This is a genomic window from Bacillus sp. CH140a_4T (genome assembly GCF_008923725.1).
Taxonomy (GTDB): Bacteria; Bacillota; Bacilli; order Bacillales; family Bacillaceae_G; genus Bacillus_A.
The window spans coordinates 141966-158392 of sequence record NZ_WBPF01000016.1 but is presented as its reverse complement, the minus strand read 5'-3'; the positions used below and the strand labels follow the sequence as shown (position 1 = coordinate 158392).

At 36.5% G+C, this 16427-nt stretch carries 15 protein-coding genes; 5 read left to right on the top strand and 10 right to left on the bottom strand.

Annotated elements, in window-relative coordinates; translation table 11 throughout:
- Positions 1 to 730: 730 nt before the first annotated feature.
- Both F8162_RS16195 and F8162_RS16190 read right to left on the bottom strand, forming a co-directional pair.
- The gene (locus tag F8162_RS16195; protein WP_151631503.1) at positions 731 to 1708 is read right to left on the bottom strand and encodes an ornithine cyclodeaminase family protein; all 978 of its coding nucleotides are present in this window, start codon (positions 1706 to 1708) and stop codon (positions 731 to 733) included.
- A gap of 19 nt (positions 1709 to 1727) precedes the next feature.
- Complete coding sequence (locus F8162_RS16190) at positions 1728 to 2732, bottom strand: proline racemase family protein (RefSeq protein WP_151631504.1); 1005 nt, start codon at positions 2730 to 2732, stop codon at positions 1728 to 1730.
- A 137-nt stretch (positions 2733 to 2869) separates the two neighbouring features.
- Here F8162_RS16190 and F8162_RS16185 point away from each other — a divergent pair, with 137 nt between their 5' ends.
- The gene (locus tag F8162_RS16185) at positions 2870 to 3112 is read left to right on the top strand and encodes a YflJ family protein (protein ID WP_151631505.1); all 243 of its coding nucleotides are present in this window, start codon (positions 2870 to 2872) and stop codon (positions 3110 to 3112) included.
- A gap of 223 nt (positions 3113 to 3335) precedes the next feature.
- Here F8162_RS16185 and F8162_RS16180 read toward each other — a convergent pair whose 3' ends face one another.
- The 3 genes from F8162_RS16180 to F8162_RS16170 form a co-directional block, all read right to left on the bottom strand.
- The gene (locus F8162_RS16180; protein ID WP_151631506.1) at positions 3336 to 4289 is read right to left on the bottom strand and encodes a TRM11 family SAM-dependent methyltransferase; all 954 of its coding nucleotides are present in this window, start codon (positions 4287 to 4289) and stop codon (positions 3336 to 3338) included.
- A gap of 149 nt (positions 4290 to 4438) precedes the next feature.
- Positions 4439 to 6028 (bottom strand): N-acetylmuramoyl-L-alanine amidase, encoded by a 1590-nt coding sequence (locus F8162_RS16175; protein ID WP_151631507.1) that lies wholly within the window; start codon positions 6026 to 6028, stop codon positions 4439 to 4441.
- A 240-nt stretch (positions 6029 to 6268) separates the two neighbouring features.
- On the bottom strand, positions 6269 to 7318 hold the full coding sequence (locus tag F8162_RS16170) for a M42 family metallopeptidase (RefSeq protein ID WP_151631508.1): 1050 nt from the start codon (positions 7316 to 7318) through the stop codon (positions 6269 to 6271).
- Between the two features lie 126 nt (positions 7319 to 7444).
- On the opposite strand from F8162_RS16170, the gene F8162_RS16165 reads away from it, so the two are divergent.
- Positions 7445 to 7624 carry a hypothetical protein gene (locus F8162_RS16165; protein ID WP_151631509.1) on the top strand — a complete coding sequence of 60 codons (180 nt, stop codon included), beginning with the start codon at positions 7445 to 7447 and terminating at the stop codon, positions 7622 to 7624.
- Between the two features lie 21 nt (positions 7625 to 7645).
- Here the strand turns inward: F8162_RS16165 and F8162_RS16160 are convergent, their stop codons facing one another.
- From F8162_RS16160 to F8162_RS16150, 3 genes are all read right to left on the bottom strand, one after another.
- Complete coding sequence (locus F8162_RS16160) at positions 7646 to 7972, bottom strand: nucleoside triphosphate pyrophosphohydrolase (protein ID WP_001277353.1); 327 nt, start codon at positions 7970 to 7972, stop codon at positions 7646 to 7648.
- 17 nt (positions 7973 to 7989) lie between these two features.
- Positions 7990 to 8310, bottom strand: a complete 321-nt coding sequence (locus F8162_RS16155) for a hypothetical protein (RefSeq protein WP_151631510.1) — start codon at positions 8308 to 8310, stop codon at positions 7990 to 7992.
- Positions 8311 to 8422: 112 nt separating this feature from the next.
- Positions 8423 to 9211, bottom strand: a complete 789-nt coding sequence (locus tag F8162_RS16150; protein ID WP_048526430.1) for an enoyl-CoA hydratase — start codon at positions 9209 to 9211, stop codon at positions 8423 to 8425.
- A gap of 299 nt (positions 9212 to 9510) precedes the next feature.
- On the opposite strand from F8162_RS16150, the gene F8162_RS16145 reads away from it, so the two are divergent.
- Positions 9511 to 10890, top strand: a complete 1380-nt coding sequence (locus F8162_RS16145; protein ID WP_151631511.1) for an O-antigen ligase family protein — start codon at positions 9511 to 9513, stop codon at positions 10888 to 10890.
- 39 nt (positions 10891 to 10929) lie between these two features.
- Here F8162_RS16145 and F8162_RS16140 read toward each other — a convergent pair whose 3' ends face one another.
- Together F8162_RS16140 and F8162_RS16135 are read right to left on the bottom strand one after the other, a co-directional pair.
- Positions 10930 to 11961 (bottom strand): hypothetical protein, encoded by a 1032-nt coding sequence (locus F8162_RS16140; RefSeq protein WP_151631512.1) that lies wholly within the window; start codon positions 11959 to 11961, stop codon positions 10930 to 10932.
- 9 nt (positions 11962 to 11970) lie between these two features.
- The gene (locus F8162_RS16135; protein WP_151631513.1) at positions 11971 to 13428 is read right to left on the bottom strand and encodes an MBOAT family O-acyltransferase; all 1458 of its coding nucleotides are present in this window, start codon (positions 13426 to 13428) and stop codon (positions 11971 to 11973) included.
- 227 nt (positions 13429 to 13655) lie between these two features.
- Here F8162_RS16135 and F8162_RS16130 point away from each other — a divergent pair, with 227 nt between their 5' ends.
- Positions 13656 to 15071 carry an MBOAT family O-acyltransferase gene (locus tag F8162_RS16130; protein ID WP_087957520.1) on the top strand — a complete coding sequence of 472 codons (1416 nt, stop codon included), beginning with the start codon at positions 13656 to 13658 and terminating at the stop codon, positions 15069 to 15071.
- Positions 15072 to 15192: 121 nt separating this feature from the next.
- Complete coding sequence (gene patB1 / locus F8162_RS16125; RefSeq protein ID WP_151631514.1) at positions 15193 to 16383, top strand: secondary cell wall polysaccharide O-acetyltransferase PatB1; 1191 nt, start codon at positions 15193 to 15195, stop codon at positions 16381 to 16383.
- The last annotated feature ends 44 nt before the right edge of the window (positions 16384 to 16427 follow it).

Below are 16427 nucleotides of genomic sequence, written 5' to 3'. Positions count from 1 at the left end.
CTTTGACTAGTTAATATCAATTTTTGAGAGTTAAATAATTTTACCAAATTTATCTTTCACTCTATAAATTTGTTTTAAAAAAGGAGCTCTTACTATTATCTATTACACTCGTATTCTAATAATAAATTATCATTTTACCTATCAAATTAATATTTCCATTTTTCAATCCCTATATGAATATTTTACCACAAAATAGAACTCATGTTCTACTTTTAGGTGCAGAAATTCTAATTAAATTTAAGCATGAAAATTTTTTGATACATTAATAATTACTTTAAAAGTAAATCACATACAAAATATCGTTAATACCTAATGAACGGTTTATTATTTATAAGAACTTAATTTTAGTAGTTCCGTACTCCCTTTGGCATTTTCCATAATACCCCTAATTCACTATACGTACCCAAGTTATTTTAATACACCCAATAAACTGATATACTACTATATCCCTCTATCGTTGTTTTGCTTTTTATTAACATTAGGCATAGAGAAAGAAATCCAAATAACATTCATTAGCATAGATCTTAAAAATACTGCATTACATTTACCAGATACTCAAAAAGAATAGTCATGGATATCAGCTATTAATTGAACAACTTTTATACAATTTATGCTTTTACTCCCTTGCTTACGAGCTACTCCCACTGTATCGTACACTCGTAATCCCCCTTCTACCAATGAATCCCGTACCTTACACTCCACAAAAAAAGACCACCAAAATGGCAGCCCCTCAAAACTCAATCCTATTCCCCACGCCACTCTCCACCGCTTTCTCATACAAATACTTCGCAACGATAATATCTACTACTGCCAAACCAACTGATTTGAAAATAGTAATCTCTTCGTCGTTTTGGCGGCCGGCTTTTTCTCCGCTTATGATTTGACCAAGTTCGGCATGGATGTCGCTAGCTTTGAATAAACCTTCCTGTATCGGAACTTGAAGGTCCCCTGTCTCTTCTAATGCTGCTTCTTTTGATTCGACTACTACTTTGCTTGCGCCCGCGATAGCGTGTGAGGGTAGTTCTTGCATGTTCGGTTTGAATGAGCCGACGGCGTTTACATGGACGCCTTTTTGTAGTTTTTCTGAGAAGACTGGTGTGGATGCGTTCGTAGTTGTGACGATAATGTCTGCTTCGCTTATTGCTTCATTTGCATTTGTGTGAACATAGGTAGGTTTACCAAATCTCTCTTGTATATATTGCGCAAATGCATATGCTTTTTCTTCTGTTCGATTGTATAAAATGACTTTTTCAATATCTCTCACCGCAAATACAGCTTCGGCAATTCCCTTCGCCTGTTCACCTGTCCCAATGATACATAAAGTTTTCGCGTTATGACGAGCTAAATGTTTTGTCGCTACTCCTGATAGGGCGCCTGTTCGAATCATCGTTAAGTAGGATCCTTCTAAAAGTGCAAGCGGTTCTCCCGTTTGAAAGTCTGATAGCATCACAATCCCGTTTATCGTTTTCTTTCCTACCTTTTTGTTCTCGGGGACTACTGTTACTACTTTTAAACCGATTGCCTCAAGTCCGTCCGCTACTGAAGGCATAATTAATGCCGTATTTTTCTCGTTCGCAAATGGTAATGAGCCGCGTATTGGTGTGATCGTTCTTTCTGCGGAAAATTCTTTTAAAGCAAGCGCCGCATATTCAATGACTTCGTTCATATTTACTAAGTTTCTTTGTTCGTTCGCGCTTATGACTAGCATATCTTTCCACCTCCTCCTCTTATCCTAACAAAAATCCCCGATTCAAATCATCTCTCGGGTCTACAACGAACTGATGAAATCCTGTAATAAATGCATTACCTGTTACTTTTGGAACGACAGCTTCATATGTATCTACTGCGGTTACCGACAATACTTCTCCTTCGAATTTCCCGTCAGTAATGCATTCATGGACGAAAATTTCTCCCTTTTGTAAAGCATCTCTTTCAAAAAGAGTTGCAATTCTTGCGGAAGTTCCTGTGCCGCAAGGAGAACGATCTACTTGCCCGTCAGCGAAGATCGTTACATTTCGCAAGCTAGCGTCTTCCCCTTTCGGTTCATCTGAGAAAATAACGCCGTATATTCCTTTTAACCCTTCTTCAAGTGGATGCTTCACTTCCATCTGGCTCTCAATGTAGTGCTTAATTTTACCGCCCCACATTTGAATAGCAGCTAAGTCTTTGAAATCGACTTTCAAACCAAATTCTTTACTACCTACTACCGCATAAAAAGCTCCGCCAAATGCGATATCTACTTGAAATTCATAGTCATCTATTTTAATAGGAACGTCTTTTTTGTATACAAATGAAGGGACATTTTCAAATGATACGGACTCTACTTCGCTCCCGTTATATTTTGCATACGCAATGACTTCTCCAGCAGGGCTATCAATAATGAACTTCTGTTTCTCACCTGTCACTTCAAACATACCTGTTTCAATTCCGACTGTAATAACAGCAATAATGCCGTGACCACACATCGTACTCCAGCCTTCATTGTGCATAAATAATACGCCAAAATCAGCGTGAGCACTTGCAGGCGGAGTAATGATACAACCGTACATACCGTGGTGCCCTCTCGGTTCATACATAAGAACTTCGCGAAGATGATCCAAATGTTCCATACAGTACGCACGTCTTTCTAGCTGCGTTTCCCCTTTTATTTCTGGCACGCCGCCTGTAATAATTCGCAGCGGCTCCCCAGCTACGTGAGCATCAATTGTCGTGTACACTTTACTAACCTTCATTTCTATCTCTCCCCTATAAGTTGATACTATTTTCATTGCAAATATCATGCCAACGCATAGGGTATAAATTTGTATACATTGTGTAAAAAAGCATACACTACTGTCTATTTTTTTATACACTGTCCGGAAACTATTTTATGGAACACCTTGATACAACTAGGCTTATTATTTTCATTGGAAAGTTACTTCCACCCCCAACATATACTGTTCAAAAGCAAAAAGGAAGTGATCCAATGTACTACGGAACAAAAGGCTGGTACGTAGCCGAGCTAAAAAAATTAGGTGTGCGCTATCACGAAGGGAGAAAACTAGAAAGTTACCGCGGACACGTCTTACGCAATTTATTAATCGCACAACAAGAAAAATTAAAAGAACAGTAATATATTAATGTAGCGATATCAACGATTCTTGGAATATATCAACGATTTTTCAAATATATCAGCGATTCAGCACAATATATCGGCGATTTTTTAAATATATCGACGATTCGACATGAGATATCGACTTACCCACAAATTCCGCCAAATCACTCCTCCATTCCACCAACCAATCACACATCAATACAAACCAAAAAAGGTCACCCAAACGGGTGACCTTCTTTTCTTATTCACAAACGAGAATTTGTCTAGTAAATGATCCTTTTCTTGTAACACAGCGATCTGTAATTTCGAATCCTGCTTCATGAATCATGTCGTCCATTGTTTCCATCGTGACAACGACTACCTTTTTAGCGATGCGGCGTGCACTTGAAAGAATGGAGAGTTGGTCTTCTGGTGTTGCGTGCGTAAATAAGTCGTACGGCATATCGATAATGGCAACGTCGTAGTTCTCAGTAATTTCCTCGATTGGACCTTTTGTTACTGTTCCTTCAAATCCGAAATGTGCAATATTTTTTCTCGTGCCAAGAACTACAAGTGGATTTATATCTCTACCAACGATGTTAATTCCCATAGAGAGTGCTTCTACTACTACTGTTCCAATACCACAGCACGGGTCAATTGCTCGTACTCCATCGGGATTTGGTACAGCGATATTTGCAACTGATCTCGCAACACGTGTACTAAGAGATGTCGAATAACTATGCGGTTTTTTTATGTGATGATACCAAACTGGCTCGCTTTCTACATAATGCCCGAAGTACCAACGTCCTCCAAGAGGAACAATCCCGAATACACGCTCTGGATTACGAACATCCGCTTCTCCTTCAATATGCATACCGAGGTCGCGTTCAATGAGACGTCTTTCCCCATATTCAATTTTATTTTCTTTCCCAAGGTCATTGATTTTAACGAAGATAACTTTAAATGACGCCCCCGCCAAATCAATTTGTTCTACTTGTTTTAAAATACTTTCTAAGTCGTCTCCTTCATACATAACCTCAACGCGCTCTTTCATAAACGCACTTCTACTCGGGTCAATTTTGACATCACTTTTCAAAATATTAACGTGAGACTCCGTCCCAAAGAACGAGCGCATTTCCAAATAACATAAAGCACGCTCCTCCTCGCGAAATGCGTACGTATATATACATGCAGGTGTTTTACTATGATTATTCAATCTATGATCATCCTCTATCGTTTAAAATTGTTCTGATTACAATTATTCAAATATCTTTTTTACGTAAAATTAAATGATATCACATGCCTGAAATAAAGAGAAACGTTAATAAATAAAAGAGACTGCCATTGGCAATCTCTTTTTATTTATTAACGGAAAGAAGATACGTTATTACCCTTCGCTTCGTAATAATCTAAAATACCTTGATAAATCGCTTCTGCTGCACGTTGTCTTTGTGCTGGTGTAGCAATTTTATCTGCATCACTTTTATTATCTACAAATGCTAATTCTGTTAATACAGCTGGCATTGTATTTTCTCTAGTTACGTATAAGTCCTGATGTCTTATACCACGATCTTTTGTTCCAAGTGCTGCTACAAGACGGTCTTGAATTTTTTGTGCTAATAACTTACTGTCTTCTACATGCGGATTCGTTACTTTTGCTCTTGCTGACTGATAATATAACGTTTCTGTACCTTGTCCATTTTTCTTTTCAGAACCATTAGCATGGATACTTACAAAAATATCTCCATTATTTTTTTGAGCAAACTCTACTCGTTTTTTCAATGAATCTGTTGAGTCTACTCCTGGACGTGTATTATCTGTACGAGTGAACATAACAGTAAATGGTGCCTTTTGCTCAAATATTTTCTTTAATCGTAATGATACGTCTAATACAGTTTCACTTTCTTTCTCATAATAACCAGGATTACCCGAGTCAATTCCACCGTGACCTGGATCAATAATAATTGCTTTACCTTCTAAGAAGTTACCTTGCTTCACTGGGTTTAATTGATTTTTATCAACCCACTGGAATCCAGCGCCCACACGGATACGAATCCAGCTGCCACTCTCTTCCATGATCGTTACTGTTTGTGCATTATATGTACCTAGCACTTTAGAACTATGTGAAGCTGTTTCATACGCAGTAAAGCCTTCATTAATCGTTTCTGTTTTTTCTTGTATAGGTGTCCACTTCTCACCTTTACTCGTTACAATTTTTAACCAGCCGTCTGCTCTTTGTTCTTTCACTACAACCATTTGTGGCTTATGCTGAACATCAGTAATACCAGATGATAATGATGGTTGATGATATGTAATAAAGTTTCTGTTCATATACATTCTTTTTGATGTATCTGTTTTATCTTTATCAGCCATCGCAATGAACTGAGCTGCTTCTGCACGAGTTACAGTTCCTTCAGGATTCCAGCCATTTCCCGTACCCTTAGAAATCTCTAAAGCTACTAAAATATTAGCTTGTTTCTTACCCCAATGAGGTCCCAAATCTTCAAACTGTGTTGGAAGTTCTCCAATAATTTTCTTATCTAATGAGTATGCTTGTACTAACATAGATGCCATAGATGCACGGTTAATTTTGCTGAATGGACTGAAATTACCAGTACCATCTCCACTAATTACACCTGCTTTTTCCACTGCAGCAATGTACGGAGCTGCCCAATGGCTTTGTGCATCTTTAAAAGATGGCTTTGCTTTTGGATCAATTGGTAAACCAAGAACGATCGCTAAGATTTTTGCAGCTGATCCTCTATCTACTGCTTCAGATGGAGAAAACGTTCCATCTGGCTTTCCATCAAGCGCTTTTTTACCTACTAAATAATCAACTGATTCTTGCGCCCATGTAGGAACATCCGAAAACTTCTTCGCTGCTGCGAAACTACTTACTGGAGACGATAATAAACTTGCGGCTAAAATACCTGCCGCGACTGCACGATACTTCATAAAAAATAATACTCCTCTCAACAATCACCTTTTAATAACGCGTAATCTTAATATATAAATTAGAATAAACTCAGACAAAAAAAATTAGTGCGCCTCTATCATTCTATAATACTCGAATTATGTAGTAAACCTACTTTCTTAATATTGTAAAATAAATTACAATTAATTCACTTTTTGTTACATACAGTCGATTTCTCTGCAAACAAAAAATAGGCTACTCCTAGCAGCCTATTTCTTTTCTTATTCCGCAATCATCTCTGATAATACATATGAATAAACAAGTGCTTCTGTATGTGAAATCGAACTTTCATGTGTGCGCTCAAATGCATGAGAAGAATCAATACCCGCTCCAATTAATGCATGTTTCACATCAAATCCAGCGTGAATCGCAGCTGACGCATCCGATCCATAGTACGGATAAATATCTACTTTATATTCAATATTGTTCGTCTTCGCAAGCTCTACTAAATGTTTACGCAGCGCATAATGATACGGACCGCTAGAGTCTTTTGCACAAATAGATACTGTATATTCGTCAGATGCTTGTCCATCACCTAACGCCCCCATATCAACCGCTAAATATTCAACCGTTTCTTCTGGAATGTTAGAATTACCACCGTATCCAATCTCTTCATTATTCGAAATTAAGAAATGCGTTGTATATGGTAATGTTACGTTTTCGTCTTGTAATCTCTTAATTAATTTCAATAGAATCGCAACACTTACTTTGTCATCTAAATGACGTGATTTTATGTATCCACTCTCTGTAATTTGAACGCGTGGGTCAAATGAAACGAAGTCTCCTACTTCAATTCCTAACTCGCGTACTTCATCAGCTGAAAATACACGCTCATCAATACGAACTTCAATATTTTTCTCATCACGTTTCGCTTCACCTGCATCTTTATATACATGGACAGATGTTTGATGCATTAAAATCGTTCCTGTATACGTCTTGCCACTTGACGTTTCAATTTCGCAATATTCCCCTTCTACAGAGTTCCAACGAAATCCACCAATCATAGAAAGACTTAGACGACCGTCAGGCTTAATTTCTTTCACCATCGCACCTAACGTGTCAACGTGTGCCGTTAATAAACGGTGCTGTGCATCATCTTTCCCTTTTACCGTTAAAATGAGCGCACCTTTATTGTTACGCTTCGTTTCTACGTTCCACTCACTTACATAGTTTTCAATAAAACGGATGATTTTCTCTGTATTCCCAGACGGACTTGGAATAGAGACAAGCTCCTTAATCAGTTCCATCGTTTCTTTCGCATGATGTGCCATTGTCGTTTCCTCCTCATTTTCTCTACTATTCAGTATACCGAATTTACTATAAATCCTCTACTCATATAGCTTAATTTTCTAAATTGTAGTAAAATTCTTTTTAGTATACAAAAGGAGTTATAAAATATGAATATATCAAAAAAATATATACACATTACACTCATTTGGTTTTTAGCATCATTATTTTGTTTACAAGTTTCTTATGCAGTCCACACTACTACTTCTATTACAATTGGCTGGGTAGTAACAGCTGTCTTCTTCATTATTAGTTTAATTGCAACAAAAAAGCATAGCGTTACTCACTAACGCTATGCTTCCTTTACAAAACTATTCTTCTGAAACATCTAATAAATAAATGCCTCTTTCAAACCCACCGCGCTCTATTTCTTTTTGCTTACGAAGACGTTCTACATCTTCAATGGTTGCACCTTCTGCACGCGCTAATGAGATGATTACTTCCAGTGCATCCGCAAGAGAATCAAGCGCATGTTCACGCTCTTTCATAGAAGCAAATTCACGAATTTCTTCTGTTCCGATTTTCGCTAAAGCTTGTATGTATGCTTGTCCTGTTAACTTTTGTGCTGTATATGTTTTTCCAGACATTAAAATCTTCTCTGGAACACGATCTCTTACTAACTTGTTATATGCTGACATCATTTATCCTCCTATGTTTAATAACATCCGAGCTCTGCTGTATAGAAAAACCATTTCTTCGTCACACATGCACTAATCATATCAATTCCTGATCCTTTTGCTCTTACGTGCGGAAAGAAATAGTGCTCTGACCCTTCTTCTTCCTTGCCATATAAAGTTTGGTACTCAGTTGGAATTGCTTCTTTTTTCACATCTGTTTCTTTCGTCACCCCGCCAGAAAACGCAACGCTTGGATGTCCTTCAAAAAACAAAGCAGTTCGCACCGCCATAGATGGTGTACTATGCAAAGCATAATATGCTATGACAATCATGCCGATAACACCGATAATTTTCTTCATATATTACTCCTTAAAAAAAGTGCTAACACAATTATACTAAAATGTGTTAGCACTTTCTCCCCTTTACCTTAAATTAACCGGCAGTAAAACGACCATTCATTAAAATTTCACTTTATTCCCCTTTAAATGCTGGTAAACGTTTTTCTAAAAATGCAGCGATGCCTTCTTTATGATCCGCTGTTTGTCTCATCGCATATTGGCCACGCTTTTCAAGTTGAAGCGTTTGTTCTAAATTAGAACGATTTACTTCACATAAAATTTGCTTCGTTTGAACCATTGCTTTGATCGGTTTTCGTGACCATTCACTAATTTTTTGCTTCACAGCCGTTTGGAAATCCTCACCGATTACTTCATCAATTAAACCGATATCAAGTGCTTCTGTCGCTGATAATTTCTTTCCTTCCCAAATAATTTGCTTCGTCATATTTTCACCGACGCGCTTTTGCAGGAAGAAATGGCCGCCACCATCTGGAATTAAAGCGATTCCAATAAAGTTCATCGCAATAATGGATGAAATATCCGCCATCACATAGTCAGCTGTTAATGCAATACTTAATCCAAGACCAGCAGTTGGTCCATGAATCGCACTAATCACAAGCTTTGGCATCGTATATAAAGTCACAACGACTTCAGAAATAGTATTCATAATACCATCAAACTTACTTTCATCATTACTTGAGAGCATCGATTTAATATCTCCGCCCGCAGAAAAACCACGGCCGTTCCCGCATAACACAACAATATGCGCAGAACTCTCCGCTACTTCTTTCAGTTTTTGTAATAACTCTTTTAACGTTGGCTCATCTAATGCATTTAACACCTCTGGGCGATTGACCATTACCGTTGCAACGTGCCCTTCATATTTCACAATGACAGATTCTGTTTTACTTGTTACTTCCATTATATATACCCCTCTTTTCTACATAAAGATTATACTTATATAATTATAGAAAGAAGGTAAAAAACCCTTCTTTTTTCTCAATTTTCTGTCTAATAATCTCATATTGTGTATATAGCCTTGTATAAAACATACAATTCCGTTAAAAAATATAGCAATTAAAGTCGGTTTATCGCCTCTTCTCATCTATTTACCATTACAATGAAATGGTGTATTCTTAAGTCTGATATAAAAAGAAATTCATTCCCCTTCCTATTAATAGAGGGGTGCTGAAATAAAGGAATGAAGAAATGGAGGAACATATGGTTACTAAGTTAAAACAGACGGCTAATTCCTTCCCGCATTTCCTACTGCTATTCATCGTGTTTCAACCAATCTTAGATTTATTAACGTCTTTTTCAATCTATGTATTACACATGAGCGCAACAGTCGGAATCGTAGTCCGTTTCGCCTTTATGCTTCTTGCATTAGGTTATCTACTTCTTCACCATAAACAACAAGGCGCGAAAAAGTATATTCTTTATTTATGTCTCTTTGGCATCGTACTCGCAATCGGCCTTGTGAATAATTTAATGGTTAAATCTCCAGTTTCATTTGGAGAAGAAGTGAAATTTATTTTGAAAAGTGTATATCCAATTGTACTACTGTTTGGATATATTATCGCACTAAAGGAATTAAAAAATAACGAATATGTATTTCATAAAATGATTACCTATTTCTTATATGCAACATTAATTTTGAGTATTTCACTCATTGCAGCGATGGTAACAGGTACAGACTTCCAAAGCTACCCGCACTCAAAGATCGGTTCAAGAGGCTGGTTCTTTGCGGGGAATGATTTAAGTGCTATTTTTGCAATTATGTTCCCAATCGTCGTCTTATACTCAATTCATAAAACAACGTCTTTCTCAAAATTCTATTACTGGATTCCAACTGTACTCGCGATGTATGCAAGCCTTATGGTCGGAACGAAAGTAGGATATGGTGCAATTATTGTTACGCTCGGCGTTGCACTACTATTCTCATTCATTCAATATATGATGCATCGTAAAAAAGAAGGAAAAGGATTCACATATCTTGTAAACACAGTTGTTGCTGCTGTCGTATTAGGTGGTTTACTCGTTCTTACACCGCAAACTCCTATCGCAAAAAACATGAGCATCCACTTACAAATATATGAATACAAAAAATCATTACAAGAAGAAAAAGACCGAAAAGAAGGTAAAGAAGTTCAAGAAGAAGAACATAAGCAAGGCGAACTAACAGACTCTGAAATGAAGAGTTTAATTTATAGTGATCGTGACAAGTTTTTAAAAGTATACAAACAATACTATAAAGAAGCACCACTATCTCAAAAACTATTTGGAATGGGCTACGCTGGTAACTATACAACGAAAATGAAGTTAGTTGAAATGGATTTCTACGACCTATTCTTTGCATTCGGAATTGTCGGTTTCCTTATGTACTTACTACCGCTTCTTTATTTCGGTATAAAAATATTCATTCGCTTGATCACAAACTTCCAGAAACTATTTAGCGTAAAACATATGCTACTAGCTAGTACACTCGTCTTATCGCTCGGTATCGCTTTTATGTCTGGACACGTGTTAACAGCACCAGCCGTTAGTATTTTCTTCGTTGTAATACTTGCTTACTTAATTGTTGATTTAGAAATAGAATAGAAAAAAAGCAGCATCTATTTGGATGCTGCTTCTTTTTTTCTACTGAAAAGACGCGCGAATTTCCTCCAGCACCTCATCGATATTATCCTTCGTAATAACAATACCGAAATCTGTCGGCACATTACTATCTTCTTCTTTTACAACTTTATGTGCAATCATCTTCCCGACTTCTGGTCTGAAATGATGTCCATCCATATAATTATCTAAGTTCTTTGTTACTGAATTTAAATACATGAAATGATGTACTTCTCCAAATACATCGACAGCATCATGGAGCCATCTTTTATACTCTTCCCATCGTCCTGATTGAATCATCGTACGGAACAATGGCTCTGAAACAGGCGTTGTGAAAATATAAAACTTTGCATTCGGATTATGAGATTTTACAGTACCCAATATTTCCTTCATATTTTGATACTCATAATTCCCGCCATAAATCTCTCTACTAAATTTCTCTACTTGCGCGGCAATTTGTGCATCGCGCTCTTCTTTCGTATACTCACGCATCGATTTTACATTATCACGATTATATACATCGATAGTTTTATTGTGATGAATGGAGTTTTGAATTGTATTTCGGGAATGTGTAATCCCATCCATACTCACATACGATTTAATTGGATATAGTAAGCTTTGCGCCTCATTAATATACACTTCTGGTTTATCAAAACCGATTTCTCTATTTTTGTTCGTTCCAAGGAAATCTAAACCAATCACAATAGAAGATAGTTCACTACCTTTTCGCTCTTTTGCATATTCAATGTACGCATCATATTCGCGCGGATCTGTACTGCTTACCGCATAATTAAATGCGTTTAATCCGGTAAAATCATTTTCATTAATAAACGTCGTTCTACTACTTCCAAGTATAACGCCATCATAAGTAAACGGACGATATGTTATATAATTCGTTTTTTGTTGTCTCTCATTAAACCCAAACTGAACATCATTCCACTTATTTTTATGCGAGAATAACCAAAGTGAATCTGTATAACCATTAAATATTCCAACACCAGCAAGTGGAACAAAAACACATACAAAAACGAAAATAAGCCACTGTTTGTTTTTCATATTCTCCACCTAGAAATTAAAGTATAAAAACTCACTAATACTCGTTAAATGCAACACACTATACACAAGTAATATTGCAGTAAATAACGCCGTCCACACTGTCGGACGGAATGAGTCTTTTAACTGAATTGAATTTTTTAAGAAGAAACTAATACATAATGCCCCGAAAATGTACGCTACTATTTCCGTATTTAATAATGAGACATGGTATGCCTCAGTAAATGAAACACCGTACTCTTTTAAAAATTGTAGTTTCTCAATAATAAATACCGGGAACACGCTATTTGCTAGTTCGAATCCATTAAATCCAAACATTCCTTTTAGCACTTTCACCGCATCATGCATCGATGTTGCTCTAAAGAATACCCACGTTATATTAATGAAGAAAAACGTCACGAGCCATCCTGCCCAGGCCGGCATGCGACCTCCTGCTTTATTCCACAAACGATGAACGACAGAAGCTAATCCGTGCAGAAATCCCCAAAAAATAAATGTCCAACCAGCACCATGCCAAAGCCCACTTATTAAGAAGACAATCATAATATTGACGTATGTACGCGTAATTCCTTTTCGATTTCCTCCAAGAGAAATATACACATATTTCGTTAAAAACTGGCTTAATGTCATATGCCAACGATGCCAAAAATCTTGTATACTCACTGCTTTATAAGGAGAATTAAAGTTTTGAGGCAATTTAATATTAAACATTAACGCAATCCCAATTGCCATATCACTATATCCACTGAAATCAAAGTATAGCTGGAATGTAAACGCTAATGATGAAAGCCATGCTTCAACAAATGTTAGCGACTGCTGTACATCAAACCCTTCCCGTACAACGGGAGATAAAACATCTGCAATCCCTACTTTTTTGAAAATACCGATGGCAAATACAAAAATACCGAGAACGATATAATTTGATTGCCAACGCTTTTTACTACGATCAGCAAACTGCGGCATAATTTGCGCATGGTGCACAATCGGACCTGCAATAAGTTGCGGGAAAAATGTTACAAACAGAGCGTAATCAAGAAAATGACATGCCTCCGTCTCCCCGCGATATGTATCTACTAAAAACGCAATCTTTTGGAATGTATAGAAACTAATCGCAAGCGGTAACGTTAATGATAATAATGTAAAATGAGTTCCAAATAACGAATTCACATTTTGCAAAAAGAAATCATAATACTTGAAATAACTAAGCATTCCTATATTAAATATTAAACCTACTGTTAAAAGGAATTTACTCTTATGCTTCACGAGCCTCATTCCAATAAAGTAGTTCACAATGAGCGATATTAACATAAGCGGCAAATATTTTATATTCCAATAACTATAGAAAAATAAAGATGCTGCCACAAGCCAAGCTTTCGCTAAAGTAGTTTGTCCCAATTTATTTAATAGAAAATATAAAAGAAATGCTATCGGTAAAAATAAAAAAATAAACTCAAACGAGTTAAATAACACACCATCTCTTCCCTTCTAAACAAATCACACCTTATTCATCTTATCTTATCCAGATAGCGAGTGTCAAAAGGATTCCATACCGCTTTTCTTCTATTATATAGAATAATTATTTTAATCGAATTATTAACATGATAAAATATTAAAGGCATCATTATATAAAAGAATATATAATAGATATGTCGGTTTTTTTTGCACGAAATGTATCTCAAAAAAGTGAGGAGAGTCCTTTGGTATTTAGTAGTTCGATTTTCTTATTTATCTTTTTACCTCTCGTATTATTTTTCTATTTTATAGTGCGTGCCGAGCTACGTAATTTCGTATTACTTGCATTTAGTTTAATTTTCTATGCATGGGGCGAACCACGTTTCGTTCTTTTAATGCTCTTTTCCATCGTATTAAACTACTGCTTTGGCCTACTCGTGCATCATTATGATAAACGAAAAAATATGAAAGTCACATTTTTAATTATGGCTGTGGTCGGAAATATTTTATTACTTTCTTATTTTAAATATATTTCATTTTTCACAGACATTTTAAACAACGTCTTGCACTTATCTATTCATGTGGAACCTATTCCACTACCAATTGGAATTTCATTTTATACATTCCAAGCGATGTCCTATGTCATCGATATATACCGTAAAGATGGGGATGTTCAAAAAAATCCACTTAACTTAGCGCTATATATATCTATTTTCCCTCAGCTTATTGCCGGACCAATTGTTCGTTACAATATCGTCGCTGAGCAAATTAAAACGCGCATCCATTCTTTTGAACGATTCACAGAAGGTATTCAAATTTTCGTTCTTGGACTAGCAAAAAAGATATTAATCGCCAACCAAGTCGGATTTGTCGCAGATAAAATATTTGCCTTACCACCATCTGAAATAAGTGTTGGAACGGCATGGATCGGTATTATCGCCTATACCCTGCAAATTTATTTCGATTTCTCAGGATACTCTGATATGGCAATCGGACTTGGAAAAATGTTCGGATTTGATTTCCCGAAAAACTTCAACTACCCATACATCTCTAAATCTATTTCAGAGTTTTGGAGAAGATGGCATATTACACTTGGCTCTTGGTTCCGCGATTACATATATATCCCGCTCGGCGGAAACCGCGTTTCAAAACTAGCGAATTATCGTAACCTCTTCATCGTATGGGGATTAACTGGTTTATGGCACGGGGCGAGCTGGACCTTTATCGCCTGGGGCTTATATTACGGCTTTATTATTTCAATTGAAAAAGCTGGATTTGAAAAAATATTAAACAAACTATGGAAACCGCTGCAACATGCATACGTATTACTAATCGTTATGATTGGCTGGGTGTTCTTCCGAGCTGACAACTTCGCTTACTCGTTCCAATATTTAAAAGCGATGTTCGGCATAGATGGGCAATCTCTCATTGATGACAATACAATGTTATACGTACATGAATACATTATCGTATTTCTCATTGCCTTTATCGCAGCGACACCAATTTTAAAACGAGTGAAAAACATACTAGAACTTGCACCAAAAACGTACATGTTCACGATGCAATTTGTACGTCCTATACTATTACTAACATTATTTATGATTTCGGTTATGTACTTGATTAACTCAACATATAATCCATTTATTTATTTCAGGTTTTAACTTATCCAGCTATTTGCCGGGCAGCCCTTAAAAGCCCAATTAGTTAAGGCTGATAATTAGCAGGGGGATGAATACCCTCCACTAATTAAAGTTTCACTTTATGTAGGAAGGAAAAGTTATTATGAAAAAATTGGGAAACCTCATCCTGTTTATCGGTTTTCTCACCATTATCTTTTCATTTGGCATATTATCGTTACTCAAAACAGACCGAGACATTTCACCAGTTGAAAATCGGCCGCTCGCTCAAAAACCAGCACTTACGAAAGAAGCTCTCCTAACTGGTAGCTTCTTTAAAGATTTTGAAACATACACAAATGATCAACTAATCGGACGAGATGAGCTAATTAAAAACTATACGATTGCTCAAATTAATATTGGGAAATCTCTCATTAACGACATTATTTTGACTGATGATAAATGGCTCCTTAAAAACCCAGCGTGGACGAAAAAATATAATGAAATTGACCAATCCATGCCCGCTATAAACGATTTATCTCAGTTTTTAAAAGAACAAAACGTTGAGTTTTACTTTGCTTTACCACCGTCAAAAACGAATGCATTATCATTTAAATTACCTTCTCATATTCACACATATGCACAGGAAAATTTAAATTACTTTCTAAAAAAACTTCCAGCTGACGTAAAGCCAATAAAACTGATGGAGCAATTCAAACAAAACTATACGAACGAAAAAATACAGGACATGTATTTCAAAACGGATCATCATTGGAATATGGACGGTGCCTTCGTAGGCTACCAATATATAATGAACACAATCGGGCAACAATCTTCTATATATAAAGGAAAAGAAATAAAAAAAGAAGACTACACTCGTACATGTGCGCAAAATAAGCATTTAGTCGGAAGCTTCAACAACCAACTATACCAACTCATCGATGCAACAGGTGAAAAATTGTGCTACTACACACCGAATGACGGTTTCAACTTCACAAGCGTAACCGCAAAAGATGTGAAAGGTACTGTTCATCAAAACTTAGATGACATATACGGCGTAGAAAAACAAAAAGATATAACTTCCTACGCAGGTTATTACACAGACGACTATCCAGAAATCGTCTTTGAAAATAACAATGCACAAAATGAAGTACGCGCCTTAGTCCTAAAAGACTCATTCGCAAACGCAATCGTGCCACACTTAGCACAAAGCTTTAAACATACATCCATACTCGACCTGCGTCACTATCACGAAAAAGATGTATATCAATACATTACAGAGAACAACATTAACATTGTATTGTTCGTGTATAGTGATTCGAATTTGAGCGGGGATATGTTTAAGTTTAAGAAATAGAAAGAAGCCTCTTGTAAATGTACAAGAGGCTTCTTTCTATAAAA

Bases quoted from the DNA above. Each gene is read 5' to 3' on its own strand.
- F8162_RS16140 (WP_151631512.1), bottom strand. From the start codon at position 11,961: ATGAAAAACAAACAGTGGCTTATTTTCGTTTTTGTATGTGTTTTTGTT.
- F8162_RS16165 (WP_151631509.1), top strand. From the start codon at position 7,445: ATGAATATATCAAAAAAATATATACACATTACACTCATTTGGTTTTTA.
- F8162_RS16190 (WP_151631504.1), bottom strand. From the start codon at position 2,732: ATGAAGGTTAGTAAAGTGTACACGACAATTGATGCTCACGTAGCTGGG.
- patB1 (WP_151631514.1), top strand. From the start codon at position 15,193: ATGAAAAAATTGGGAAACCTCATCCTGTTTATCGGTTTTCTCACCATT.
- F8162_RS16145 (WP_151631511.1), top strand. From the start codon at position 9,511: ATGGTTACTAAGTTAAAACAGACGGCTAATTCCTTCCCGCATTTCCTA.
- F8162_RS16195 (WP_151631503.1), bottom strand. From the start codon at position 1,708: ATGCTAGTCATAAGCGCGAACGAACAAAGAAACTTAGTAAATATGAAC.
- F8162_RS16170 (WP_151631508.1), bottom strand. From the start codon at position 7,318: ATGGCACATCATGCGAAAGAAACGATGGAACTGATTAAGGAGCTTGTC.
- F8162_RS16150 (WP_048526430.1), bottom strand. From the start codon at position 9,211: ATGGAAGTAACAAGTAAAACAGAATCTGTCATTGTGAAATATGAAGGG.
- F8162_RS16155 (WP_151631510.1), bottom strand. From the start codon at position 8,310: ATGAAGAAAATTATCGGTGTTATCGGCATGATTGTCATAGCATATTAT.
- F8162_RS16185 (WP_151631505.1), top strand. From the start codon at position 2,870: ATGGAACACCTTGATACAACTAGGCTTATTATTTTCATTGGAAAGTTA.
- F8162_RS16160 (WP_001277353.1), bottom strand. From the start codon at position 7,972: ATGTCAGCATATAACAAGTTAGTAAGAGATCGTGTTCCAGAGAAGATT.
- F8162_RS16175 (WP_151631507.1), bottom strand. From the start codon at position 6,028: ATGAAGTATCGTGCAGTCGCGGCAGGTATTTTAGCCGCAAGTTTATTA.